28 protein-coding genes are annotated in these 21768 nt (G+C 54.4%); 18 read left to right on the forward strand and 10 right to left on the reverse strand.

Going from position 1 to position 21768, the window contains the following annotated elements:
• Positions 1-46: 46 nt before the first annotated feature.
• Positions 47-1318 carry a M48 family metalloprotease gene (locus tag C4F51_RS01410; RefSeq protein WP_193906491.1) on the reverse strand — a complete coding sequence of 424 codons (1272 nt, stop codon included), beginning with the start codon at positions 1316-1318 and terminating at the stop codon, positions 47-49.
• Positions 1319-1387: 69 nt separating this feature from the next.
• Here C4F51_RS01410 and C4F51_RS01415 point away from each other — a divergent pair, with 69 nt between their 5' ends.
• The 4 genes from C4F51_RS01415 to C4F51_RS01430 all read left to right on the forward strand — a co-directional run bounded on the left by C4F51_RS01415 (position 1388) and on the right by C4F51_RS01430 (position 4164).
• Positions 1388-1867, forward strand: coding sequence for a DUF4265 domain-containing protein (locus tag C4F51_RS01415; protein WP_193906493.1), 480 nt, complete (start codon positions 1388-1390; stop codon positions 1865-1867).
• Positions 1868-1886: 19 nt separating this feature from the next.
• Positions 1887-2666 carry a peroxide stress protein YaaA gene (gene yaaA / locus C4F51_RS01420; RefSeq protein WP_193906495.1) on the forward strand — a complete coding sequence of 260 codons (780 nt, stop codon included), beginning with the start codon at positions 1887-1889 and terminating at the stop codon, positions 2664-2666.
• A gap of 137 nt (positions 2667-2803) precedes the next feature.
• Positions 2804-3169: a TfoX/Sxy family protein gene (locus C4F51_RS01425; protein ID WP_193906497.1), complete on the forward strand. Its 366-nt coding sequence runs from the start codon at positions 2804-2806 to the stop codon at positions 3167-3169.
• 143 nt (positions 3170-3312) lie between these two features.
• Positions 3313-4164, forward strand: coding sequence for a response regulator (locus C4F51_RS01430; RefSeq protein ID WP_193906499.1), 852 nt, complete (start codon positions 3313-3315; stop codon positions 4162-4164).
• Between the two features lie 93 nt (positions 4165-4257).
• On the opposite strand, the gene C4F51_RS01435 is transcribed toward C4F51_RS01430, so the two are convergent.
• Together C4F51_RS01435 and C4F51_RS01440 are read right to left on the reverse strand one after the other, a co-directional pair.
• Positions 4258-4698 (reverse strand): excinuclease ABC subunit A, encoded by a 441-nt coding sequence (locus C4F51_RS01435; protein ID WP_193906501.1) that lies wholly within the window; start codon positions 4696-4698, stop codon positions 4258-4260.
• A gap of 88 nt (positions 4699-4786) precedes the next feature.
• On the reverse strand, positions 4787-5266 hold the full coding sequence (locus C4F51_RS01440; protein ID WP_193906503.1) for a hydroxymyristoyl-ACP dehydratase: 480 nt from the start codon (positions 5264-5266) through the stop codon (positions 4787-4789).
• 27 nt (positions 5267-5293) lie between these two features.
• Here C4F51_RS01440 and C4F51_RS01445 point away from each other — a divergent pair, with 27 nt between their 5' ends.
• Complete coding sequence (locus C4F51_RS01445) at positions 5294-5623, forward strand: hotdog family protein (RefSeq protein WP_193906505.1); 330 nt, start codon at positions 5294-5296, stop codon at positions 5621-5623.
• A 48-nt stretch (positions 5624-5671) separates the two neighbouring features.
• Here C4F51_RS01445 and C4F51_RS01450 read toward each other — a convergent pair whose 3' ends face one another.
• Positions 5672-6079 (reverse strand): DUF2141 domain-containing protein, encoded by a 408-nt coding sequence (locus C4F51_RS01450; protein ID WP_193906507.1) that lies wholly within the window; start codon positions 6077-6079, stop codon positions 5672-5674.
• A gap of 142 nt (positions 6080-6221) precedes the next feature.
• Between C4F51_RS01450 and C4F51_RS01455 the strand changes: the two genes are divergently transcribed.
• Genes C4F51_RS01455 through C4F51_RS01470 form a run of 4 tightly spaced genes read left to right on the forward strand, consistent with a single transcriptional unit; the run spans position 6222 to position 9752 of the window.
• Positions 6222-7184, forward strand: coding sequence for a dialkylrecorsinol condensing enzyme (locus C4F51_RS01455; protein ID WP_328701284.1), 963 nt, complete (start codon positions 6222-6224; stop codon positions 7182-7184).
• A 4-nt stretch (positions 7185-7188) separates the two neighbouring features.
• On the forward strand, positions 7189-8340 hold the full coding sequence (locus C4F51_RS01460; protein WP_193906509.1) for a beta-ketoacyl-ACP synthase III: 1152 nt from the start codon (positions 7189-7191) through the stop codon (positions 8338-8340).
• A 13-nt stretch (positions 8341-8353) separates the two neighbouring features.
• Positions 8354-8752 carry a hypothetical protein gene (locus C4F51_RS01465; RefSeq protein WP_193906511.1) on the forward strand — a complete coding sequence of 133 codons (399 nt, stop codon included), beginning with the start codon at positions 8354-8356 and terminating at the stop codon, positions 8750-8752.
• A gap of 4 nt (positions 8753-8756) precedes the next feature.
• On the forward strand, positions 8757-9752 hold the full coding sequence (locus tag C4F51_RS01470) for a BtrH N-terminal domain-containing protein (protein WP_193906513.1): 996 nt from the start codon (positions 8757-8759) through the stop codon (positions 9750-9752).
• A 367-nt stretch (positions 9753-10119) separates the two neighbouring features.
• Here C4F51_RS01470 and C4F51_RS01475 read toward each other — a convergent pair whose 3' ends face one another.
• The 6 genes from C4F51_RS01475 to C4F51_RS01500 all read right to left on the reverse strand — a co-directional run bounded on the left by C4F51_RS01475 (position 10120) and on the right by C4F51_RS01500 (position 15511).
• A complete protein-coding gene (locus C4F51_RS01475) occupies positions 10120-10869 on the reverse strand; it encodes a hypothetical protein (RefSeq protein WP_193906515.1) in 750 nt (249 codons plus the stop codon).
• Between the two features lie 258 nt (positions 10870-11127).
• Complete coding sequence (locus C4F51_RS01480; protein WP_193906517.1) at positions 11128-12033, reverse strand: hypothetical protein; 906 nt, start codon at positions 12031-12033, stop codon at positions 11128-11130.
• Entirely contained in the window at positions 12030-13190 is a 1161-nt protein-coding gene (locus C4F51_RS01485; protein ID WP_193906524.1) for a beta-ketoacyl synthase N-terminal-like domain-containing protein, read from the reverse strand. Before C4F51_RS01485 ends, C4F51_RS01480 begins: the two co-directional genes overlap by 4 nt.
• Complete coding sequence (locus C4F51_RS01490) at positions 13187-13453, reverse strand: phosphopantetheine-binding protein (protein ID WP_193906526.1); 267 nt, start codon at positions 13451-13453, stop codon at positions 13187-13189. Before C4F51_RS01490 ends, C4F51_RS01485 begins: the two co-directional genes overlap by 4 nt.
• Position 13454: 1 nt before the next feature.
• The gene (locus C4F51_RS01495; protein WP_193906528.1) at positions 13455-14609 is read right to left on the reverse strand and encodes an ABC transporter permease; all 1155 of its coding nucleotides are present in this window, start codon (positions 14607-14609) and stop codon (positions 13455-13457) included.
• On the reverse strand, positions 14606-15511 hold the full coding sequence (locus tag C4F51_RS01500; protein ID WP_193906530.1) for an ABC transporter ATP-binding protein: 906 nt from the start codon (positions 15509-15511) through the stop codon (positions 14606-14608). The genes C4F51_RS01495 and C4F51_RS01500 overlap by 4 nt, the downstream gene beginning before the upstream one ends.
• Before the next feature lie 202 nt (positions 15512-15713).
• Between C4F51_RS01500 and C4F51_RS01505 the strand changes: the two genes are divergently transcribed.
• From C4F51_RS01505 to C4F51_RS01545, 9 genes are read left to right on the forward strand one after another with little or no spacing between them, the layout of a single operon-like run.
• Positions 15714-16439, forward strand: coding sequence for a beta-ketoacyl synthase chain length factor (locus tag C4F51_RS01505; protein ID WP_193906533.1), 726 nt, complete (start codon positions 15714-15716; stop codon positions 16437-16439).
• The gene (locus C4F51_RS01510) at positions 16439-17266 is read left to right on the forward strand and encodes a lysophospholipid acyltransferase family protein (RefSeq protein ID WP_193906535.1); all 828 of its coding nucleotides are present in this window, start codon (positions 16439-16441) and stop codon (positions 17264-17266) included. Before C4F51_RS01505 ends, C4F51_RS01510 begins: the two co-directional genes overlap by 1 nt.
• Entirely contained in the window at positions 17211-17471 is a 261-nt protein-coding gene (locus C4F51_RS01515) for a phosphopantetheine-binding protein (protein ID WP_193906537.1), read from the forward strand. Before C4F51_RS01510 ends, C4F51_RS01515 begins: the two co-directional genes overlap by 56 nt.
• A 7-nt stretch (positions 17472-17478) precedes the next feature.
• A complete protein-coding gene (locus C4F51_RS01520) occupies positions 17479-17724 on the forward strand; it encodes an acyl carrier protein (RefSeq protein WP_193906540.1) in 246 nt (81 codons plus the stop codon).
• Between the two features lies 1 nt (position 17725).
• Entirely contained in the window at positions 17726-18280 is a 555-nt protein-coding gene (locus tag C4F51_RS01525; protein WP_193906542.1) for a COG4648 family protein, read from the forward strand.
• Entirely contained in the window at positions 18277-19662 is a 1386-nt protein-coding gene (locus C4F51_RS01530; protein ID WP_193906544.1) for an AMP-binding protein, read from the forward strand. Before C4F51_RS01525 ends, C4F51_RS01530 begins: the two co-directional genes overlap by 4 nt.
• On the forward strand, positions 19659-20009 hold the full coding sequence (locus C4F51_RS01535; RefSeq protein ID WP_193906546.1) for an ApeI family dehydratase: 351 nt from the start codon (positions 19659-19661) through the stop codon (positions 20007-20009). Before C4F51_RS01530 ends, C4F51_RS01535 begins: the two co-directional genes overlap by 4 nt.
• Positions 20006-20785, forward strand: a complete 780-nt coding sequence (locus tag C4F51_RS01540) for a glycosyltransferase family 2 protein (protein ID WP_193906548.1) — start codon at positions 20006-20008, stop codon at positions 20783-20785. The genes C4F51_RS01535 and C4F51_RS01540 overlap by 4 nt, the downstream gene beginning before the upstream one ends.
• Positions 20782-21762, forward strand: a complete 981-nt coding sequence (locus C4F51_RS01545) for an LpxL/LpxP family acyltransferase (protein ID WP_193906550.1) — start codon at positions 20782-20784, stop codon at positions 21760-21762. Before C4F51_RS01540 ends, C4F51_RS01545 begins: the two co-directional genes overlap by 4 nt.
• Positions 21763-21768: the final 6 nt, after the last annotated feature.

Here is a 21768-nt window from a genome sequence, read left to right on the forward strand (position 1 = left end):
CGGGAAAGAAAATGGCAACCACCGGAGGGTGGTTGCCAGAAAGGGATTATTGCAGTTTGGCCAATTGGCCTTTGGCTGCCTCACCAATTTCACCACCGCCCTGGGCGGCTTGCTGGAAATAGGTAACCGCCTGGTTGCGCTGGCCTTTGGCAAGGTTGATCTCACCCAGGTGATAGCTGGCCAATTGGGTTGGCAGCAAACGCTGGCTGGCAATCAAATCGCGCTCCGCCTGGTCGGTATTGCCCAGCTGGCGCTGCACCAGACCGCGATAAACATAAGGGCGGAAGAACTGCGGGTTGGCCTGTACGGCGCGGTCAAGCGCGGTCAGGGCTTCCTTGTTCTTCTTCTGGGTGCCGAGAATCTGGCCTTTCAGCTCCCAGAACAGGTTTTCTTTCGGCTGTTGTTTGGTGGCGTTGTCGAGCAGGCTCAGCGCATGGCTGTAGTTCTTCTCGCCAGCGGCTTTCTGGGCAGCTACGTAATCTTTATAGGCGGGCTGGTCTTTGCGAACCTGGGCCATGGCTTTGTCAAAAGCTGCCTTGTTCCGTGCGCCGCCGGGGTGTTGCTCGGCCATGCGGCGGTTGGCTGCTACCCGCTCGCGTGATGGCGGGTGACTGGCAAACAGGCCATCCAGCCAGCTGGTCTGGTTGCCCTCGGAGAGCTTCACAAAAGTTTCTTGCAGTTCAACCGCGCCCATCGGGTCGTAACCGGCTTTGATCATGTAGTCGACACCGTAACGGTCGGCTTCCAGTTCGTGGTCGCGGCTGTATTTGGACATCCAGGCATTGGCGCCTACGCCCATCGCACCCACCGCCAGAGCGCCGTATTGCGAGTCCTGGCTCATGGCAGCAACACCGGCCAGCATCACCCCGGCATTCACCAGCATGCCTTTGGATTGTTGCGAAGCACCGTGGCGGGCAGCGGCGTGGACAATTTCATGGCCGAGTACGGCCGCCAGTTGCGATTCATCTTTCAGTTCTACCAACAGGCCACGGTTAATGGCCATCTTGCCACCAGGCAGTGCCCAGGCGTTGGGAACATCGTTATTCAGTACCACGAATTCGTAAGGCAGATTGGGGTTATCACTCACCGCAGCCAGTTTTTTGCCGACCTGGTTAACGTAGCTGGTCAGTTGCGGGTCAACCACATACTGGCCACCCTGGGATTGCTGGCTGGGCTGGTAGTGCTGGGCACCGGTTGCGATATCCTGTTCCTGGCTGCTGAACATCAGCTGCTGTTTGCCGGTGACCGGATTCACCGCACAACCGCTGGCGCCTGTTACCACCAGTGCTGCAATAAGCAAATTGCGTAATAAAGTCATAATTATCCTCCTGAGACCCAAGGTCGATATAATGCCATACAATTTTTCGCGTTAATGAGACAAGTATTGATGAAATCGCTACAGGTGGTTGAATTATTTGCCGGTATGAATGCGGCTGGTGAACCTTTTGTGGAAAAGTTACCAGTGCGTGAGTTGGAGAGTGGTGAATTGCAGCTGGTTCGCTCGCCGGCCTTTGTCAAAGGCCTTGCCAGTGGCGACCTGATCCGGTTCACACCGGGTGCCGGTGAATTCGAGCTGGTTCAGCACAGTGGCAACCTGAGCATCCGGGTATTCAGTCGCGGCAACCTTGAAGGTTTTGCTGATCAATTGACCGCCGGTATCGAAAAGCTGGGCGGTGAGCTGGATCTCGAAACCCCGCGCATGCTGGTTTACTCGATTCACGTCAGCTGTGGTTTTGCAGCCATTGAGCAACTGCTGGATGATGCAGTCGGGCTGAGCGGCGAGCACGCCTGGATGTACGGCAATGTGTACCATCCCGAAGATGGAACGCCGTTAAACTGGTGGCAAAGTGTGTTGAAACCCGAATAATGCTGTTACAGGATTTTGCATGTTAATTGTTATCTCGCCGGCAAAAACGCTGGATTTCGAAAGCCCGCTGGCCACCGAAACCTTCACCCACCCGCAATTTCTTGAAGACTCGCAGCAGCTCATTGATGAGTTGCGCCATCTTACCGCGCCGCAGGTGTCATCGCTGATGAAGATCAGTGACAAGCTCGGCGAGTTGAACGTGCACCGCTTTCACAGTTGGCAGCGCCCGTTTAACCCGGATAATGCCCGGCAGGCGATTCTGGCTTTTAAAGGTGATGTGTATACCGGGATGGCGGCGGAGACGTTTTCCGAAGCTGACTTCACCTTTGCCCAGGTTCACCTGCGTATGCTGTCGGGTCTGTATGGCATTTTGCGGCCACTGGATTTGATGCAAGCTTACCGGCTGGAAATGGGTACCGGTTTTGCCAATCAGAGGGGCAAAAACCTCTATCAATTCTGGGGCGACAAGCTCACTGAACATTTAAACAGTGAGCCAGCGCTGTCCGACGGTGTATTGGTCAATCTCGCCTCCAACGAATACTTTGGTGCGGTGAATACCCGGCTGATTAACGCCGAGGTGTTTACGCCGGTATTCAAGGATGCCAAAAATGGCCAGTACAAAATCATCAGCTTCTTCGCCAAAAAAGCACGCGGCATGATGAGCGCCTGGATTATTCAAAACCGCATCACCCGTATTGAAGACCTCAAGCAGTTTACGGTGGCCGGTTATCGCTACGATGCCGCCTCTTCTTCCGCTCGTGATTGGGTGTTTCTTCGCGATGAAGCGGGCAATCACTAACTTTTTCTTGTGATCTCTTTAGCGTCAGACGTAAGGTTTACATAACCAAACGGTATTGCCGTTGCATTGCATTTGCCCGGGGGGCTGATTACAGTCAGCCTTTTCGATGGAACGATAATTTTCGGCAGCAGGGCACCATGGCGGTCAGTACTTTCTTTCTGGTTCATACCATTGAACGTTTCAGCAAACTACAGCCGGTCACCTATCGGCGTATTTTTAATGGCTATGGTGTTTATCACCAGGGAGCCCAGTTCGCTATTTTGCTGAATGACCAAATCTACTTTCGTGCCGACGAAGAATCCTGGTGCTTCTACGAAGAACACGCCTTCACCCCTTTCGCTTCTCACCTGATGGACGACCTGCCCTGTAATTTTTACCGGGTGCCGGCCGAGTCACTCAGCGACCTCGATTCCCTCGAATACTGGATGCTGATCGCTATCGAATCGACCCGGCGCAGCTGTGGGGGTGAAGTCACTGACGGGCGGCTGACGGCGGCCCGTTAAAGGTTAAAGCCAAAGCGGCTTTCCGCCGGAAATTCGACACTGTACAGACGGCTATCTGCTCTTCACAAAAATCCATTTAAAAAGCGTGGCTATAAAAAAAATTTCCGTTAGGCTATGCGCATTGTTTGCCTGGAAGCACTGCTATGCCCATTCGTATTCTCGTTGTTGATGACGCCAGCTTTATCCGTGACATGGTAAAAAAACATCTGCGTGATCGTATCGCCGATGTGGAAGTGATTGATGCGGTAGACGGCAATCGGGCGCTGGCGGCCATGAAACAACAGACCATGGATCTTATTCTGTCCGATTGGGAAATGCCCAACATGAGCGGTGAGGAATTGTTGCGCGTGGTCCGCTCCGATGAACGCACTGCAAAAACACCTTTCATTATGATCTCCAGCCGGGGCGATAGAGACCACGTTGTCAAAGCCATTCAATCCGGCGTGTCGGATTACCTCAGCAAACCTTTCACCCCTGACGAATTGCTGCGCAAGGTTTTCAAACAACTGAAACTGATTGGCAAATCCCCCACGGCCAGCGCGCCGCGCTCTGCAGGCACCCAGGGCATTGCCTTCGCCTCGGTGGATGTACTGACCGGCGGGCGTGAAGCGGTGGTTACCGCAACGCCGGCTTCGGCTGCCAGTGCACCACCGTCGGCAGAAAAACAAAATCCTGTCGCTCGCCAGGTTAAGGGTAAGGCACAGCTTCGCTTTGCCAATAATCTGACGTGCGCTTGTGTGGTCAGGGATATTTCCCTGCAATCTTTCAGCGGTTTGATTCAGCGCACTGACCGTTTGCCAGCGCTATTTGATCAGGCCGTAGTGGATATTGAACTGGGCGACCAAAAAGAACTCGCCCGTTTGAATGGCTACGTTCACACTTTGCAAGCCGGCGATAACCGGGTAGACACCCAGGTGATAAAAATTACCGTGCGGTTTGTGGATAACGACATGGACAAATTTGAAGTCCTCTCCAAATACATCGCCCAACGTTAAGCTTTTATAACGACAATGCCGATGGCCCGGAAGGAACCATCGGCATTGTTGGGTAACATTTTGCGGCAGGTTACTGGATAGTTAATTAAAGATTTACTTGATAGTGACTACATCACCAACCAATGCCACGCCCGACATCAACGCACCCGAACCACACTGGAAAGTTTCATTACTGCTGGTGAGGTTGTTGCGGTAGTTGGAGCGGATATTAACCACCGCATTACCGCCTTCTTTTTCAGCCCGCTCTTTCAAGGTTTTCAACGCCGAGAGAAAAACCCATTCACAGGCGCCTTTGTCGGTTTTGTTAAAACCGTTGGTTTTTTTGTTGGTGCTGAACTCACCAAAACGCTTGCTTACCGTACCGTGTTTTTGTGAACCAAAATAAAATTTGATATTGGTGCCCAGCGCTTCTTTGGCCTGCTCGCTGGACAGTGCTTCCACAAGGGAATAGTCCCGTACATCATCTCTTGCTTGCGCGGCCACGGCGCAACCGGCCAGTGCCACTACTGAAACCCATTTGAATGTTGCTTTCATTCCTGCTCTCCAAAAATATATCACTGACCTGACGGACAGGCGTTCATCGTATCCGGCGAACCCGCCCCTGGTGCCTGGCAGGTTGCCATTAAAAACCGGTGGTGTTTTCCGCTGCTTCAAGCACCGCCATCAACTGCCCTTCCAGCAACAACTGTTGTTCGGCGTGCAGGCTAAAGGTGTAGAGCGAAGAGTCATGATTGCTGGCTACCCGCTCGACGCGAATCTGCAATGGGCTGGCAATTGCGTCCAGTTGTTCGGCATGGGCTTCCAGCTTTGAGGCCACTGCCACGAAACCTCGCACCGGCGGTGATGCAGTGGCTTCGCGGCTGAGTCGGCCATGAACCGCCATCGCCTGAGCGGCATATTCAACGCCGGCAAAGACGCTCAGAACACCGTCAATGCGCAGCGGATTATCGGCTTTCAGATGAGAGTTTGCGCGGCACAGCAGCACATTTTCTGTCGATTCCAGCAGGCTATCGATTAGAATCATGGGCGCCGCGTGAGGCAAGAGGGCGGCAATGTCTTGCGTGATGGGCAAGGATTCGCAAAAAGGTTCGTAGTGAGTCACAACAGGCTTCATACAAAGAATGCGTAGATGAGTGAGAGGTGGTTTATGGTAGTGGATTTCCAACTGGGCGAACAGGACAGCTGCGTGCAGGGGCATTTTCCCGGCGCGCCGGTGGTGCCGGGCGCCTGGTTGCTGGCAAAAATGGATCTCTGCTTTCGCGCTGCCTTTCCCGAACATCGCATCCGCGCGTTCAGCAAAGTAAAATTTCCGTCCCCTTTGTTACCGGGTGAGCCGGCGCGGCTCAGCTGCGACTACGTCGGTGGTAGCAAGGCAAAACTGCAAATTCTGGTCGGCGAGCGCGTAGTGGTGCAAGCCAATGCCAGCGTTGCAGAACCCGGCGATGCCGCAGTGGAATAACCCCTCGGGTTACGGGTTTTATGCCGCCGGGTTTCGTCACTACCTTCCTTAATGATCAAGGCTGCCTTTCGGGTAAAGCAGCGGCATGGTAACGCTGGCCGCGCTATCCGATACTTCAAACACGGCTTGTTGAAAACGGATAGAGGCTTTTTTACGACCATCCCCCAGGCTGATGGCAAAGGGTTCTTGCGGGCGACCCGAGCGCGCCGTTTTCAGCTCGCCATTGCCATCCACATCAATAAACGCCCGTGCGGCATAGCGGCCAGGCGCCAGCTCCAGCGTCGTTTTCCAGTTCTCGCTGTCGCCCAGGGTCAGTTTTTCCTGGTGGGTGGGCGCATCATCCCAGCCTTTGGCTTGGTCGGCCTTGTAAATGGCCAGGTAAACCTGTCCGCCGGGCACCCGGTTATCTTCAAAGGTAAATTCAACCGGTGCCGCCAACGCTGTGCTACCGGCCAAACAAAGGCCTATGAATGTATAAAGCGTCACAAAGCGTCGACGGGGCAAGTACTTACACCCAAAAACGGCTGTGATAAACTGCGATGCTCTAAAAAATGCCATAACGATTCCCCTCGCCGGGTGTAAAAAAACAGGAGATCAGGTGGTGCCAGGAGTTAAACTGCCAAAGCGTATACTGGTGCTCCATTACTCGCAAACCGGCCAATTGGATAGTGTGGTTGATGCGATTCTGCAACCGCTGCGAGCCAATACCGATTTCAGTATAGTGGATCAACGCATCGAGCCCGAGACCGATTTTCCATTTCCCTGGCCGTTTATTCGTTTCATTAATACCTTTCCGGAAGCTGCTCACCAGCGTCCCTGTGCGCTCAAACCTTTTACGGTAGATACCACAGAAAAATTTGACCTGGTTATTCTCGCCTATCAGGTCTGGTTTCTGGCGCCGTCGATTCCGGTCAGCAGTTTTTTGCAAAGTGAACAGGCAGAAATATTGCGCGATACGCCCGTGGTCACGGTGATCGCCTGCCGCAATATGTGGTTGATGGCGCAGGAAAAAGTGAAAGCGCATTTGCAGCGACTGGGTGCGCGGCTGGTGGGCAATCTGGCGCTGGTTGATGAAGCCGGTACCGCTGCCAGTTTTATCTCCACGCCCTTGTGGGTGCTCACCGGTAAAAAAGGCCCCTTTCCATTGGGCATTCCCGCTGCCGGGGTTGCCCGTGCCGATATTGATGCCGCCAGCCGTTTTGGTGATGCCATTGTGCAGCATTGGCAAACTACCGATGTGCCACCCGATGAACGTTTGTGGCAAGGGTTGGGCGCGGTGCGCATCAACGCCAATTTGATTGCCAGCGAAAAAGTTGCCACGCGCAGTTTCTATTTGTGGGGAAAACTTTTTCTGGCGGCGGGCGGGCAAGATGCCTGGCTGCGCAAGCCATTGACGCTTCTCTACACGCTGTTTCTGTTAACACTGATTTTAACGGTTGTGCCGATTACGGCTATTCTCAAACGGCTATTTGCCCCCTTGATGAAAAAGCGTATCGAACAACAGAAAGCCTATTTCGCCCAACCTTCGGGCGAGTCTTTTCATGTTTTAAAAAAGCAATAATTTTATGCCAAACCCAGCAGTTTATATCACCGGAACCGCCAGCTTTTTACCCAACGAACCTGTCACCAATGACGACATGGAAACTGTGTTGGGCCAGGTGGGTGATCGTCCATCGCGCGCGCGCAAAATGATTTTGCGCAGTAACGGTATTCGTCAACGTTACTACGCCATTGACCGCGCAACCGGCAAACACAATTACACCAACGCTCAACTGGCCGCGTCTGCCGTCAAAAAATTATTTGACCAGCGCTTCACGCCGGAAAAATTATCCTGTCTTGCGGCGGCAACTACCATTGCCGACCAATTAATGCCTGGCCACGCTTCCATGGTGCATGGTGAACTGGGTTCACCGCCCTGTGAAATTGTCAGCACTGCCGGGGTGTGTGCCTGTGGTATGACTGCGTTTAAATACGCCTGGTTGAATGTGTTATCCGGCTTGCACCCTTCTGCGGTAGCCACCGCATCGGAAGCGGCGTCTTACACCATGCAGGCGGCCAATTTCCAGCCGGAGATGGAACACCAGATCAGTGCGCTGGAGCGCCAGCCGGAACTCGCTTTTGAAAAAGATTTTTTGCGCTGGATGTTATCGGACGGTGCCGGTGCGGTATTGCTGGAACCAACGGTGCCAGAAGGTCAGCGCGGTTTGAAAATTGAATGGCTGGATGTTTTTTCCTACGCCAATGAAATGAGCGCATGCATGTACGCCGGTGCGCGCAAAAATGACGACGGCAGCCTCACCGGTTGGCAACAGGTCAGCCGCGATGCCTGTGAGCAAGACAGCTTGTTAGCGGTAAAGCAGGATGTAAAACAACTCAACGAACACGTCATCACCTACACCGCTGAAAAACCTTTATTGGCCCTGCAGGATAAATACGGTGTGCGCGCAGGCGATATTGATCACTTTTTGCCGCACTACTCGTCTGCCTATTTTCGCGACCGTTTACACGAGGGGCTGTGCCGCGTCGGTTTTGATATCCCGCAAAATCGCTGGTTCACCAACCTGGCAGAAAAAGGCAATACCGGTTCGGCGTCCATGTACATCATGATTGATGAATTATTTTCTTCCGGGCAATTAAAACCCGGCGAAAAAATTCTCTGTTATATCCCGGAAAGCGGCCGCTTTTCGGTGGCCTGGTTGCTGTTAACTGTGGTGTAAGGAAGAACATAAATTGCTACGCGACGACGTTCCCCAGCATAAAAGCTCCACCTACGCCGGGCATAAAAAAGTGCTCTATGCAAAAAATGCCGAAGGCAGTTATGAAACGGTGCAATCCTCCGGTTGGGACGTTGAAGAAGCCGCAACCCTGGATGCGGTGGAGCAATACCGTTTGTGGGCCGATGAAGCTGCGGTTGCGGTGCGCCGGGGCGAAGCATCACCGCTGATGTATCACATGTATGCCTGCCGGATGGATTTGCCTTTGCTCAGCCAGGTCTCCGGAATCTGGCGCTGGCGAATTCGTCGCCATTTCAAGCCACCGGTTTTTGCCGGGCTTTCTGACACCTTGTTGCAGCGCTATGCCGATGTCTTCAATATTCCGCTCGCTGAATTAAAAAAACTGCCGGACTAACACCATGGATTTTCAACATCAACAAGCTGCTCACTGCGAGAGTGGTGTTATCTCTGCTCTGCTTACTCACAAAGGTTTGCCCTTGTCCGAGCCGATGGCGTTTGGTCTTGCCAGTGCGCTGGCGTTTGCTTACATCCCCATCGTAAAACTTGCCGGACAACCGCTAATCGCCTATCGCCTGCCACCCAAATACATCATCAAAGGGGTTTGCAAACGCCTTGGGGTCAATGTTCGCTTCCGCAAATTTTCCAATCCCATGCAAGGTGCTGAAGAGCTGGATAAAGCCGTAAGCGCTGGCCGTCTGGTAGGTTTGCAAACCTCCGTTTACTACCTGCCGTATTTTCCGGAAGAAATGCGTTTTCATTTCAATGCACACAACCTGATTGTGTACGGCAAGCAGGGCGACGACTACGCGATCAGCGATCCGGTTTTTGAAGAATCGGTCACCGTGGCTTCGCGGCATTTGAATAAAGCGCGCTTTGCCAAAGGTGCGTTGGCTCCCAAAGGGCTGATGTATGAAATTGATAACATTCCCGACACTATAAATTGGCAAAAAATTATCCCGGCTGCCATCGCCAAAAATTGCAAAATTATGCTGGGTGCGCCTTTGCCCATTATTGGTATTAAAGGCATTCGCTACCTCAGTAAAAAAATTGCCAACTATCGCGGCGATGCGCGTGAGCAACGCTTGTTTCTCGGGCACATTGTGCGCATGCAGGAAGAAATTGGCACCGGCGGTGCCGGCTTCCGTTTTATTTACGCATCCTTTCTCGAAGAAGCTGCGCAAAAACTGAATAACGATTTTTTAAAAACCATGTCTGACCGTATGACAGCGGTGGGTGATGAATGGCGGGCTTTTGCGCTGGCGGTCGTTCAGCAATGCAAAAAATCGGAAAATATTGATCGCGTATCGCTGGCGCAACATCTGCTGGTGTGCGCGGAAAAAGAAGCGGCGGTATGGCGGGAATTAAAAGTGTGGGCTGCTAAAGTTGGGAAGTAATTTTACGAGTTGGTTGTTTCAGTTTTACAAAGGAAGTCATTCCGTCCGTTTGACATCAGGATGTTTGTTCCAAAAATGCATAAACCACCGCAAGCGGAGCCGGCCAATCATCACAGATGATTGTCGTTCCGTGCGCGCAAAACATGTTTTGCTTATTGCGCACTCCACCCATACGGCTCCGACGAGTCAACGGCAACTGCTCCCTGCGTTGCTCTAACTTCCGCCATCCATGGCGGGCGTCCTTAACTCGAAGGTTTTGGAACAAACATCCTGACATCAAACTCGCATTGTGCTTGCATGAGGTTTATCAAAAGCTGGGAGATTTCCGCTCAGATTTAGACAAACTTTAATGATAGATAAAAATAAATCAGGGATAACCGGTTTCGCTTGGGTCAATAATCACTTCACGAACGCGCCAGGTACTGTTGTAAGCGGATTCATTGGAGAAAACGATTCTACCCTGCCCTTTATAGAGCGAGTAAGAACGCGCAGTATCCTTGCCTTTGAAGTTGAAGGGCTGGAAGGCTTTACCGGTAATGTGGCTGGTGGTAGCGGTTGGCGGGCCTGCCAGATCGTTCGCTTCGGCCTGGCTCATGCCTACCTGAATTTGTGAAATAGGAACGTAGTTGCGGCCTGATTGTGCAACCGGGGCAGCGGCTTGAGCCGGGTTTGCCGCCGCATTGGTATCGCGTAAGGCTTGCAAGGCAACACTGCCTGCAATGTATTGATCACCCTCGGCACTTTTCAGTTTTTTCAGCGCGCCTTTGGCATGTTTGGCGACTTTGGATTCAATAGCGGTGTTGGCAACTTCGCTCAATACCTGGTAATAACGTTTATTACCCGAATCACCGAGTGCGATAGCAACCCACGCTGAAGCATCGACCTGGGTTTTGCCGCTTTTTTGATAATCCTGCACCAGACGCTCAGCCAGAACATCCAACACTTCGGTTTCGGAAAATCCGCTTTTTTGAATGCTGCGTGCAGCATCACGAACGGTAGACGGGCCGCCATTGACGATGCGGTCAATGTAATGTTGGCCAACGGTAGATGCGGCACCCGCGAGGCTGCTGATCAGTAACAGTTGCGCTGCCAGCAGGCAGCTAAAAAAAGCTTTCATTGCTCTCTCCATGAAGTTATTAAAAGACATCGGCGGCGATTATAGAGAGATTTGCTGACGCCGAATAGCTCGTTGGCAGATAGAAATTCGGGAATCATGGAAGAACATTGGGGCGTGTCGTATTGATGACACTTTCAAAGCCGCACAAGGCGGGTGTGGCACAACTCGCCCAATGACAAACGGATGAAGTGGTGCTCGCTATATGCGTTGAAATAGGAAGCTGACAATTAACGGAGAAGTGATGCTTTTTTCAAAGCATCACGGCGTAACCTGTGCTTGCATATACGTGATGGGTTGCAGAAAAAAATGTCCTTCTGCGTTGCGCACCAGATGTAAGCCGTTTTGCTTTTCTGCCAGCAGTCGCTCACATAAATCAATCAGCGATGCGGCACTGTAAACGCCATGCCGGTGGACGTTGGTATCCGGAGTGGTCAGTTTTTCCTGGAAAAAATCCGGAAGCCTCGCTCGCTCTTGCTCTGAAAAATCTGCAACCAATGACAAACCGCTACTGGCATAACCTTGTACATGTGGCAGTAAGGTTTCAAGGTCATTGCAATAAATGGCAGGCAAAAATTGTAACCAGGCGTCGCTGTTACTGGCTGCGGTATTTTTTTCCAGCAATAACCAATGCGTACCTTCGGTAAAAATACCGCTGGCATTCACGCCCAGGCGTTCCGCCTGATGCACAATCGGCAGTGCCACTTCATCAATACCGCCTACCAGCGCAGCCTCTATGTTGCCCTGTTGTAAATCAATCAGCGCGTGAAACAGGGCGGCTTCAAAGGAAAATTGTTCCTGGGAAATAACCAGTGTATGACCGGTGGTTTTTAACAATCGGGTCAAATAGAAACAGGCGGTGTTGCCCAGTGTATTAACGAAGTGCAACGGCTTGGGCATGTCGCCTTCGGCAATGATGGTTTCCATCACTTTTGCCGAGGTGGTGATAGCGCCAAAGCGGGTGGCGAGATACACCCCGGTGTGAGCCGGTAATTTTTGCTGTGCGACACAATTCAAACCGCCAGCGACACAGAGTTCGATGTAGCGATCAATGCGGCGAATGCGTTCCTCCGTCCAGGGCGCGATCAGCGCTTTTAAATCGGGTAATACCGGTTCATCGCTGTCGATGTTGTGCAGGGAAGAAAAACGGGAGAGCAGTTTTATCATAGTGACCGGCGCTGCAAAATCAGCGCATTGTTGTTGCCACCAAAGGCAAAGCAATTGAAAAGATAGTGGCCATCCGGTGCGCTGCAGGATGCCGGTAATAATTGAACACCCAGTTGCGGGTCAGCAATTGCCTGCGGGTTGGCTGGTAAAACCCCGCGGGCAAGGCAGCCGAGGGTTAATGCCATTTCCAGCGCGCCGCTGGCGCCAAGGGTGTGGCCGCAAAAAGGTTTGAGTGCAAACACCGGTGGTAATTGTTGCGGGAAAATTCGGCCGAGGCCGGCTGCTTCGGCTTCGTCATTCATTAAAGACGCGGTGCCGTGCGCTTTGACGGCAACAATATCGGTTGCGCTAATGTGGCTGTCATCCAGCGCCTGGTTAATAACACTGGCAAGGCTTGAGCCATCGCTGTTGGCGGCGGTCAGGCTGTGGTTATCGGTGGCCACCGCACCGCCGCGTAATTGCAGGAGGGCATCCGGGTAATCGCGGCTTAATACAATAACGCCGCAACCTTCACCGAGAATAAGCCCGTCGCGACCGGCGGCAAAAGGTTGCATGGCGGCGCCCGGCGAGATAAGCCCCAGCCCGTGAAAACCCAGCAGTGTAGTTTCATTAAAAAATTCAAAACCCATCACCAGCGCGTGATCAATTACGCCGCTTTGCAGCATTCGATGCGCGTAGAGCAATGCATTGGCACTGGAAGTACAGGCGGTGCTGTAGGTAAAACGGTAAGGCGATAAGCCCAGTTTTTGCCCGGTGGATTGCGCCAGTTTGCCGTAGCCGACAATTGGCATGGGCACCGCATGTTGCGGTTGTTCGCCATCCAGTTGTTGCCGGTATTGTTGTTCCGATACGGCTACGTCAAATGATGATGAACCGAAAAACAAACCGGTGCGCTGCCGTTCGGCAGTACCCAACGCGCAGGCTTGCAGCGCCTGCTCGGCCAATTGCTGCAAACGGTTGTAAATAATATCGGTCGCGGATGGACGCTCGCCCTCATAAGGCAGCGCGAAGTACGGCATGGTGACCGGGTCGCGCTGACGGGGGAAGCTTTCCGTAACCGGTTGGTGGTTGGCATTCAGTAACCGGTCTACGCAACTATCAAGGTCGGTTCCCAGACTGCAACTGGCATTGAAAAAACGAATAGCGGATGACTTCAAACGGATTTACTCGCGATGGTTTCCGCCAGCGTATTGATGGACACCAGCGCCTTGCGTGCAGCCGATGAACCTTCAATGCGCACACCGTAGCGGCTTTTTACCGCCATACAAATTTGCAGTACGTCGAGTGAATCCAGATCCAGGTCGCCACGCAATAACGGCGCGTCATCGGCGATATCGTCGGGGCTGATGTCTTTGTCACATTCTTCAATCACCAGGCGTTTTAATTCCTGTTTAAAAGCGGCTGAGGAAAAGTCAGTCATGTCAGGTTCTCCGACGGTTAATCGTAATGGACAGGGTGCCTGTGAACAGACCGAGGCCGGTTAATACCAGGCAAGGCAACATAATGTCAGCGGGTTGGCCGGCATTGACCAGCACTTCCAGAAACCCGTCCAGCGCCCAGGACATGGGCGATATGGCAGCAAGGTCCTGCATGGTGGCGGGCATCACAAAGCGGGGAATCATAATACCGCCCAGCGCGGCAAACAAAATATTCATCGCACCGCTGATGACGGTGGCCTGCTCAATGCTGTGGGCAAGGGCGGCAATCAAACTGGCAAAACCCAGCGCGGCGATACTGGTGCTGCAACTGATCAGTAACAGCGCTGGCAACGACACATCCAATGACAAGGCAGTGCCGCCCAGTTGCGGCAGCAACCAGCGGCCAATCGCGAGCATCACCAGCAGTTGTATCTGGTTGATTAAAAAATACGGCAGCAAGCGCGACACCTGTACCAGGGTATTGGAAACGCCAAAGGTGTGCAGGCGCATAAAGGTGCCCTGCTGGCGCTCTTGCAAAATGGTGGTGGAGATAGGAATAGCGATAAAAAACATCGCGAAGATCAACCACGCCGGTACGCTTTGTTGTACCGAGGTCGGGCGCGGGCGGCCTTCGTCAGTCACCGCCACAATAAAATAATCTTTCATCCATTGTTCGCTGGAGCGATCCGGGTCCAGCCCCATATCCGCCGCAATAAGCCGGGTGTGATAGCGGGCGAACACCTGGCGGATAGCGGCCATAATCAGGCTTTGGTCGCGCAGTGGCAGGGTGGCGGCAAAGCGTATTTCCACGCCGGGTTGATCGCCGTTGTCGTCGTAGAGTTGCTGGTCAAAGTCTTCCAGCAGGGTGATATGAAACAGCGCATCGCCGTTGTTGATCGGGTCATCGCTGGCGGTGAGTGCCAGCAGCGCGCTGTCTTTCAGGGTTTGATAAAAGTCCTGCGCCTCCTGGGCTTCGCTGCGGATTTCAATCGTGCCTGGCAATACCGGCCCGGCGTTTTCCGCAAACTGGCCTTGCAAGGCCAACGACATAATCAGCACAAATAGCGACGGCATAACAAACAGCACCAGCAAGGCGTGCCAGTCGCGGCGTAACAAACGCCATTCTTTTTGCAGGGAAACCAGCAGTCGAAAGATCATTCGCGCAGCTCCCGCCGGGTCGCTTCAAAAAACACTTCTTCCAGACGCCCTTGCCCCAACTGCAAGCGCACCGGCTCTATGCCGTGACTTTGCAGCAGCGCCAGCGCCTTTACCGACGAGTGTTCAAAATAATCGAGATTCATTTCCCAGATCAGCGGGCTTTTAAGGCTGATGCCAGGCCATTGTCGAAGGGCATCGGGCAGCGCCCGATCGCTATGAACGACAAGGCGCTGCTGCTGGTTGCGCAGCAACTGATCCATGCTGCCCTGCAACACAATGCGCCCCTGATCCAGTACTGCCACCGTGTGGCAGAGTTCTTCCACTTCCTGCAGCAGGTGCGAGGTATAAACAATAGTGGTGCCTTGCTGGTTCAGGCGACGAATAATGTCCAGCAAAAACGCCCGGGATTGCGGGTCAACATTGGCAGTGGGCTCGTCGAGAATTAGCAATTGCGGGTGATGCAGCAGACCGATGGCGAAGTTCAAACGGCGTTTCACCCCGCCAGAACATTGCCCGGCCAACTGGTGTTGCCACTGTTCCAGACCGCAGTCGTCAATCAGTTCAGCGAGGCGCTGTGGCAACCGCTTGCCAGTAAGGCCGGAAACGCCGCCAAAATAATGCAGGTTTTCCCGCACCGTAAGGCGCTGGTAAAACGCATATTCCTGGGGCACCAGGGCCAGCTCGGCACGACCGGCACGGGTGGGTGTGCCGGCCAATAAAATTTGCCCTTGCTGCGCTGGCATCAGCCCGGCAATCAGCGATACCAGTGTGGTTTTGCCTGCCCCATTGGGGCCCAGCAAGCCGAGCATATCGCCACGGGACACCGACAGCTCCAGCAGGTGTAGCTGTTTTACTGCTTTGCGATAGCCGAAAGAAAGTCCGTGAATGTCCAGCAAGTGCATATCCCGTTCTTGAAGTGGCGGCACTATAGCGCCTTTGCCAAGGCTTGCCGAGCGCCTATTCCCGCGTTGGCACGATGCTGTTATTCTGCAACGTTCCCCCGCATTGTGCTTTTCTGCACGCACCTTTAACATGCGCGCTCTGTTTCAGCCGCAGTGAAGGCCGCAGTAAAAAATGGACGGCAATAATAATGGTAAGTCCATCATGATGAATGTGCGAATTTCCCGTTGTGTGGCCTGGGCCCCGAATTTATCGACAGACGCAGACTGGCAAGCCTGGAGCCGTGGTGAACGTGCGCTGCAAGGTGACGATACCCCGCGTGCGCAACGCGTACCGGCGATGTTGCGGCGGCGCCTTACCCGCTGGGGGCGGCTGGCACTGGAAGTGGCTGGCGAACTGACTGAATCGCTGGCGGCCGATACGCCGATTATTTTCAGCTCGCGCCACGGTGACACCCACCGCACTGAAACGCTGTTAACAGATCTCGCAAATTGTGAGCCTTTGTCACCGACAGCCTTCAGTTTGTCGGTGCATAATGCGCCACTGGGTCTGTACACCATTGTGGAAAAAATCACCTCGCCGTCACTGGCGGTTGCCGCAGGCCGCGAAACCTTTGCCCATGCCTGGCTGGAAGCTTACACCTGGTTGCAACAGGGAGCTTCGCAGGTATTGCTGGTACATGCCGACGAACTGCTGGCTGACTTTTTCCGCCCGGACACCGATGAACAGGATGCCCCTCTGGCGCTGGCGCTGTTATTAACCGCTGATGAGGGGAGCGCGGTGAGCTTGCGTTTCGATGCCCTTGATCAGCGCACCTTGTCTGATACTCAGGCGCAACCGCTGGCATTTCTGCAATGGTGGTACAGCGAGGCACCGGCTTTACGCTGGTGCGGTGATCGTTTGTGCTGGCAGTGGCAGCGGAGTCAGTAATGCGGGAAAGCCTTGATCGGAGCTGGCGCGTCGTGGCGACCGGTTTTTGTTTTGCCTTTTTTTTTATCGGCGCACTGATCATGTCGGTCAGTTGCTTGCCGGTTATTTACAGCCGACGTATTTCCCGGCTGGAAAAAACCCGCCAGACGCGCCGGATGGTGCGCCGCGTCTTCCGGCTTTTTGTGGCGATGATGGAAACGTTCGGCCTGATCCGGGTCAGCGTGGTAAACCGTCAGCGGCTTGAACAGGCGGGCGGCTGCCTGGTCATTGCCAACCACCCCACGTTAATTGATGTGGTGATTTTGTTTTCCATCATCCCGCAGGCCAACTGCGTGGTGAAAGATGATTTATGGCACAGCGCCTGTTTGCGCTGGGTGATGCGTGCCACCGGTTTTATCAGTAACGAAAACGGCAGCAATTTGCTGGAAGGTTGCCAGCAGGCATTGGCTAACGGCGATGCCATCGTGATTTTTCCGGAAGGCTCGCGCACCGTGCCGCACGCCGGGCTGCAATTCAAGCGGGGCGTCGCCAATATTGCGGTGCGTACCAACGCACCGATAGTGCCGGTACTGATCAGCTGTGAACCGCTGACTTTAATGAAGGGTGAACCCTGGTATCGAATTCCGCCGCGTCGTGCCGATATCACCCTGACCGTGGAAGATCGTCTGCAACCCTCGCAGGTGATTGACCGTTTTGATGACAAACCTGCAGCAGCAAGACTGCTGACGCGCTACTTGCAAGCGTATTTTGAAAAAGGCCTGGAGTCCTTCTATGAGCGATATTACCAACCAGATCAAGCAGATGATTATCGACGAGCTGGAGCTTGAAGATATGACTGTTGAGGATATTGAGACAGACGCGCCGCTGTTTGGCGAAGGCCTGGGCCTCGATTCCATTGACGCTCTGGAGCTGGGACTGGCGTTGCAAAAACGCTTTAATGTTAAAATAGATGCCAATTCCGAACACACCAAAGCACATTTTCGTTCGGTGGCATCCTTGCGTGATTTTGTAGAGGCAAACCGGGCGGTTTGAGATAGTTATGACAAACGAAGAAATTTACCTGCGGCTCAAGGAAGTACTGGTTGAGTCTTTCATGATTGAAGAGTCGGCGATCCGCCCGGAAGCCAATCTCTACACCGATCTGGATTTTGACAGTATTGATGCCATTGACCTGGCGGCGAAAATCCATCTGGTCACCGGCAAGCAACTCAAGCCGGAACAGTTTAAAAACGTGCGCACCGTGAACGATGCGGTGGAAGCGGTCGCCGAGTTGCTGCGGAGCTGATATGCGCTGGTGGGCGCCTGTTGTTGCTGTGCTACTGCTGGCTTACCCGCTGTTGGTGTACTGGGGCATGCAATGGCTTGAGCCCCGCTTTATCGGTCTGGCGCTGGTGCTGGTGTATGCGGTGCGCGGCCTGGCCATATCAACCACGGCGAGCCGACGCGCGCTGATACTCGGTGGCGTGTTGCTGGCCGCTGCTTTCTTCTGGTGGTCCAATAGCGAAACCGGCTTGAAGCTGGTGCCGGTGGTCATTAACCTGGCGCTGGCGCTCGGGTTTGGCTGGACGCTGTGGCATCCGCCTACCTTGCCGGCGCGTATGGCCGAATTGCAGCACGGCTTTATAACGCCCGCCATCAAAAGCTACACCGACCGTATCACCGTCCTCTGGGTCGGTTTTTTTTGTCTTAATGCCACCCTGGCGTTGGTCACCGCGCTGTGGATGAGTCGCGAAAGCTGGGCGCTCTATAACGGATTGATTGCCTACGGGCTGATTGGCCTGATGTTTCTCGGCGAATACAGTTACCGGCGGCTGGTTTTCTTCAAGCAACATAATTTATGACCACCATTCTACGATTGCGACCGCTATTTCTGGCTGGCGGAGCGCATACCCAACTTCTCTCTGCCAGAGGGCCGGTTACTGCCAATCAGCTGCGCGATCAGGCGTTAAGGCTGGCGGCTGCGCTACAGGCACGGCCGGAACAGCGCTGGGCGCTGTGGCTGGAAAACACCGGTGAATTTCTGGTCAGTTTTATGGCGCTGGTGCTGGCCGGGAAAACCCTGTGTTTGCCCGGCAATATGCAACCGGCTACCGCGTCGGCGCTGTCCCGCCATTTCGATGCACTGATTTCCCGCACTGACTTTCAGGATCTCGCTTGCCCGGCTGTAACCCCCGAGCAGTTACACGCAGCGGCGGCTGAGTTGCCGGCATCAGACGGGCAGAGCCAGGGCGATATCCAGCTGATGCTGTTTACCTCCGGCTCTACCGGTGAACCCAAAGCGATTGGCAAAACACTGGACTTGCTGGAGCGCGAGTTGCACGTTCTCCAGCAGTTTGCCGGGCAGCAGCTCGGCCAGCAGCCGGTGTTATCTACCGTCAGCCATCAACATATTTATGGCCTGTTGCATCTGGTGTTGTGGCCGCTATTGCGCCGCGCGCCGCTTGTCGATGGCGTATTCCAATACCCCGAAGAAATGCTCGCCAGCGCCATTCAATGGGCGCCGGTCACGCTGCTGTCCAGCCCGACCCATCTAAAACGGCTACCGGAAAATCCGCAGTTTTCGCAGCATCACGGCGCCATTACCCAGGTAATTTCCTCCGGCGGTCTGCTGGAGGCTGAAGCCGCCAGGGATTTTCAACAACTCACCGGCTACGCGCCGCTGGAAATTCTCGGCAGCACCGAAACCGGCGGCGTTGCCTGGCGGCGTCAGGATCAGTCGTTGCTGTGGCAGCCGCTGCCGTCGGTGGTCTGTTCGGTGGATGCCGAAAGCGGTTGTCTGGCAGTGCACTCGGCTCACCTCGGGCAATCGGAAGCCTTTGTGATGGGCGATCGCATCGCGTTGCAAGACGATGGCCGCTTTGAGCTGCTCGGGCGGGCGGATCGCCTGTTGAAAGTTGAAGGCAAGCGCGTGTCGGCAAGCGAGATGGAAAATCGGCTGGCGGCGCATGATTGGGTGGCTGCTGCCATAGTGATTTTGTTACAAGGCCGCCGCGAAGAAATCGCTGCGGCGGTAGTGCTCAACCAGGCCGGCCGCGATGCGTTGGCCAAGAGCGGCAAACTGGCGGTAAACCAGACGCTGCGCGATCATTTGTTACTGGCTTTCGAACGGCCGGTATTGCCGCGCCGCTGGCGCTACCCCGCTGCCTTGCCGGCCAATGCGCAAGGCAAGGTGGTGATGGCAGATATCCATTCACTCTTCGCGGCGGAGGATTCTGCACCATGATGCCTCCCGTTACACAACTGCAGCGCCTGAGTGATCACCAGCTCGAACTTGAGATTGCCATCGAAGCGGAGCAGCCCTGCTTTGCCGGTCATTTTGATGGCTGGCCGGTGCTCGCCGGTGTGGTGCAGGTTGACTGGGTAATGCAACTGGCGCGGCAGCATCTCGCTTGCCAACAGCGCTTTCTCGGTTTGCAATCGGTGAAATTCCAGCAGCTGGTGCGCCCGCCGCTGTTAATGGCGCTGTCGCTGGAGTATTTGCCGCAACGCGGTTTGATCCGTTTCAGTTACCGTCACGGTGAGCGCTTGCTCTCTACCGGCGCCATCAAAGTCGATGAGGCAACCCCATGAGTTCGCTGGCTGATTATCGCCCTTGCGTGGTGATTCCGGTTTATCAACACGCGCGTTTTCTGGCGCCGCTGCTGGATCGCATCGGCCAATTGGGGCTGCCCTGCGTGCTGGTGAATGACGGCGGCAATGCCGAAGAATCGGCGTTATTGCAGCAACTGGCGACCCGTCCGAACGTGTTTCTGCAAGAGCAATTTCCCAATCAGGGCAAAGGCGCGGCGGTGTTTGCCGGTTTTCGTTATGCCCGTGCTCAGGGGTTTAGTCATGCGGTGCAAATTGATGCCGACGGGCAACATCGGGTAGACGATATTCCCCGCTTGCTGGCGGCATCCTGCGCCGAGCCCGGTGCGCTGGTCACCGGCATTCCGCAATACGATCAATCGGTTCCGAAACATCGGCTATATGCGCGCTACATCACGCATTTCTGGGTTTGGGTAGAAACGCTTTCGTTTACTATTCGCGACTCCATGTGCGGTTTTCGGGTGTATCCGCTGGCAGACACCCTGGCCGTTGTTGAACACACCCGGATGGGTCGCCGTATGGATTTTGATACTGAAATTGTGGTGCGCTTGTACTGGCGCGGCCTGCCGGTGATTTCCATCCCGACGCCGGTTACCTACCCGGAAGATGGTATTTCCAACTTCCGGCCGCTGCACGACAACCTGTTGATCTGCTGGATGCACACCCGGCTGGTATTCGGCATGTTGCTGCGCTCGCCGGTATTGATCGGTAGAAAATTGTCGCGCAAACGAAAACCCGGCGTGAGCAAAGCGTCATGACCAAACCGGATGATGCAAGCCAGTGGTCGTCAATGCGCGAGGGTGGCAGTTACCTCGGCATGCGCCTGCTGGTGCTGTTGTACCGCTTTGGCGGGCGCTGGTTGTTGCGTCCGATAGTGGCGCTGGTGGTCAGCTGGTTTTTCATCACCCGCGCTCACACCCGCCGCCATTCCCGCTACTATTTGCAGCGCGCTTTGGCGAGGCCTGTCACCTGGCGGGATTTATGGCAGCATCAGATGGCCTTTGCCGATGCGCTGGTAGATCGTGTCGGCGCCTGGATGGGCAAAATTCGCCGGCAGAACGTCGCTTTTTCCGGCCACACCCTGCTGGCGCAACTGAAACAGCAAGGGCGCGGTGCGGTGATTCTCGGCGCCCACATGGGCAACCTTGAAATGTGCCGGGCGGTAGTAGAAAGTGACGGCTCGCTGGTGCTGAATGTTATTTTGCATAACCGCAACACCCGCAAATTCAATCGCATCATGGACGGCGTTAACAACAATAATCAGGTGCGGCTGATACAGGTAGAAGACATCTCCCCGGCTACGGCGATGCAATTGCAACAGATGCTGAACAACGGCGAATGCATTATTTTACTGGCCGACCGTTTGCCGCCGGGCAATCAGGAACGTTTTTTTGAAGCGCCGTTTATGGGTTCACCGGCGCGTTTTCCGGTGGGGCCTTTCTGGTTGGCGCTGTTGCTCGGCGCACCGGTGTTTTATATGACCGGGCTGCGCACCCCGGACGGCCATTACGCGCTGATGGAGCCGCTGGGCGATGGCCAGCGGGTGCCGCGTCAACAGCGCGAAGCGGCCTGTTTGCAACTGTTAAATAATTATCTCGGGGTGCTGGAAAAGCTCTGTTACCAGTACCCCTACCAATGGTTCAATTTTTACGATTTCTGGCAGGACGAAGCCCGCGGTGACTCTGCATCCGCGACGCCCGCAGGGAATCAGAAATCTGTCGATGCTCAGGAGTAAACACCC

It is taken from the genome of Cellvibrio polysaccharolyticus, assembly GCF_015182315.1.
Lineage (GTDB): Bacteria > Pseudomonadota > Gammaproteobacteria > Pseudomonadales > Cellvibrionaceae > Cellvibrio > Cellvibrio polysaccharolyticus.

What these genes read in the sequence shown, in the direction of transcription:
- C4F51_RS01520 (WP_193906540.1), top strand. Translation starts at nt 17,479, where the DNA reads ATGACAAACGAAGAAATTTACCTGCGGCTCAAGGAAGTACTGGTTGAG.
- C4F51_RS01515 (WP_193906537.1), top strand. Translation starts at nt 17,211, where the DNA reads ATGAGCGATATTACCAACCAGATCAAGCAGATGATTATCGACGAGCTG.
- C4F51_RS01510 (WP_193906535.1), top strand. Translation starts at nt 16,439, where the DNA reads ATGCGGGAAAGCCTTGATCGGAGCTGGCGCGTCGTGGCGACCGGTTTT.
- C4F51_RS01425 (WP_193906497.1), top strand. Translation starts at nt 2,804, where the DNA reads ATGGCGGTCAGTACTTTCTTTCTGGTTCATACCATTGAACGTTTCAGC.
- C4F51_RS01415 (WP_193906493.1), top strand. Translation starts at nt 1,388, where the DNA reads ATGAAATCGCTACAGGTGGTTGAATTATTTGCCGGTATGAATGCGGCT.
- C4F51_RS01490 (WP_193906526.1), bottom strand. Translation starts at nt 13,453, where the DNA reads ATGACTGACTTTTCCTCAGCCGCTTTTAAACAGGAATTAAAACGCCTG.
- C4F51_RS01445 (WP_193906505.1), top strand. Translation starts at nt 5,294, where the DNA reads ATGAGTGAGAGGTGGTTTATGGTAGTGGATTTCCAACTGGGCGAACAG.
- C4F51_RS01530 (WP_193906544.1), top strand. Translation starts at nt 18,277, where the DNA reads ATGACCACCATTCTACGATTGCGACCGCTATTTCTGGCTGGCGGAGCG.
- yaaA (WP_193906495.1), top strand. Translation starts at nt 1,887, where the DNA reads ATGTTAATTGTTATCTCGCCGGCAAAAACGCTGGATTTCGAAAGCCCG.
- C4F51_RS01430 (WP_193906499.1), top strand. Translation starts at nt 3,313, where the DNA reads ATGCCCATTCGTATTCTCGTTGTTGATGACGCCAGCTTTATCCGTGAC.
- C4F51_RS01410 (WP_193906491.1), bottom strand. Translation starts at nt 1,318, where the DNA reads ATGACTTTATTACGCAATTTGCTTATTGCAGCACTGGTGGTAACAGGC.
- C4F51_RS01470 (WP_193906513.1), top strand. Translation starts at nt 8,757, where the DNA reads ATGGATTTTCAACATCAACAAGCTGCTCACTGCGAGAGTGGTGTTATC.
- C4F51_RS01505 (WP_193906533.1), top strand. Translation starts at nt 15,714, where the DNA reads ATGATGAATGTGCGAATTTCCCGTTGTGTGGCCTGGGCCCCGAATTTA.
- C4F51_RS01500 (WP_193906530.1), bottom strand. Translation starts at nt 15,511, where the DNA reads ATGCACTTGCTGGACATTCACGGACTTTCTTTCGGCTATCGCAAAGCA.
- C4F51_RS01495 (WP_193906528.1), bottom strand. Translation starts at nt 14,609, where the DNA reads ATGATCTTTCGACTGCTGGTTTCCCTGCAAAAAGAATGGCGTTTGTTA.
- C4F51_RS01545 (WP_193906550.1), top strand. Translation starts at nt 20,782, where the DNA reads ATGACCAAACCGGATGATGCAAGCCAGTGGTCGTCAATGCGCGAGGGT.
- C4F51_RS01475 (WP_193906515.1), bottom strand. Translation starts at nt 10,869, where the DNA reads ATGAAAGCTTTTTTTAGCTGCCTGCTGGCAGCGCAACTGTTACTGATC.
- C4F51_RS01460 (WP_193906509.1), top strand. Translation starts at nt 7,189, where the DNA reads ATGCCAAACCCAGCAGTTTATATCACCGGAACCGCCAGCTTTTTACCC.
- C4F51_RS01480 (WP_193906517.1), bottom strand. Translation starts at nt 12,033, where the DNA reads ATGATAAAACTGCTCTCCCGTTTTTCTTCCCTGCACAACATCGACAGC.
- C4F51_RS01535 (WP_193906546.1), top strand. Translation starts at nt 19,659, where the DNA reads ATGATGCCTCCCGTTACACAACTGCAGCGCCTGAGTGATCACCAGCTC.
- C4F51_RS01525 (WP_193906542.1), top strand. Translation starts at nt 17,726, where the DNA reads ATGCGCTGGTGGGCGCCTGTTGTTGCTGTGCTACTGCTGGCTTACCCG.
- C4F51_RS01435 (WP_193906501.1), bottom strand. Translation starts at nt 4,698, where the DNA reads ATGAAAGCAACATTCAAATGGGTTTCAGTAGTGGCACTGGCCGGTTGC.
- C4F51_RS01540 (WP_193906548.1), top strand. Translation starts at nt 20,006, where the DNA reads ATGAGTTCGCTGGCTGATTATCGCCCTTGCGTGGTGATTCCGGTTTAT.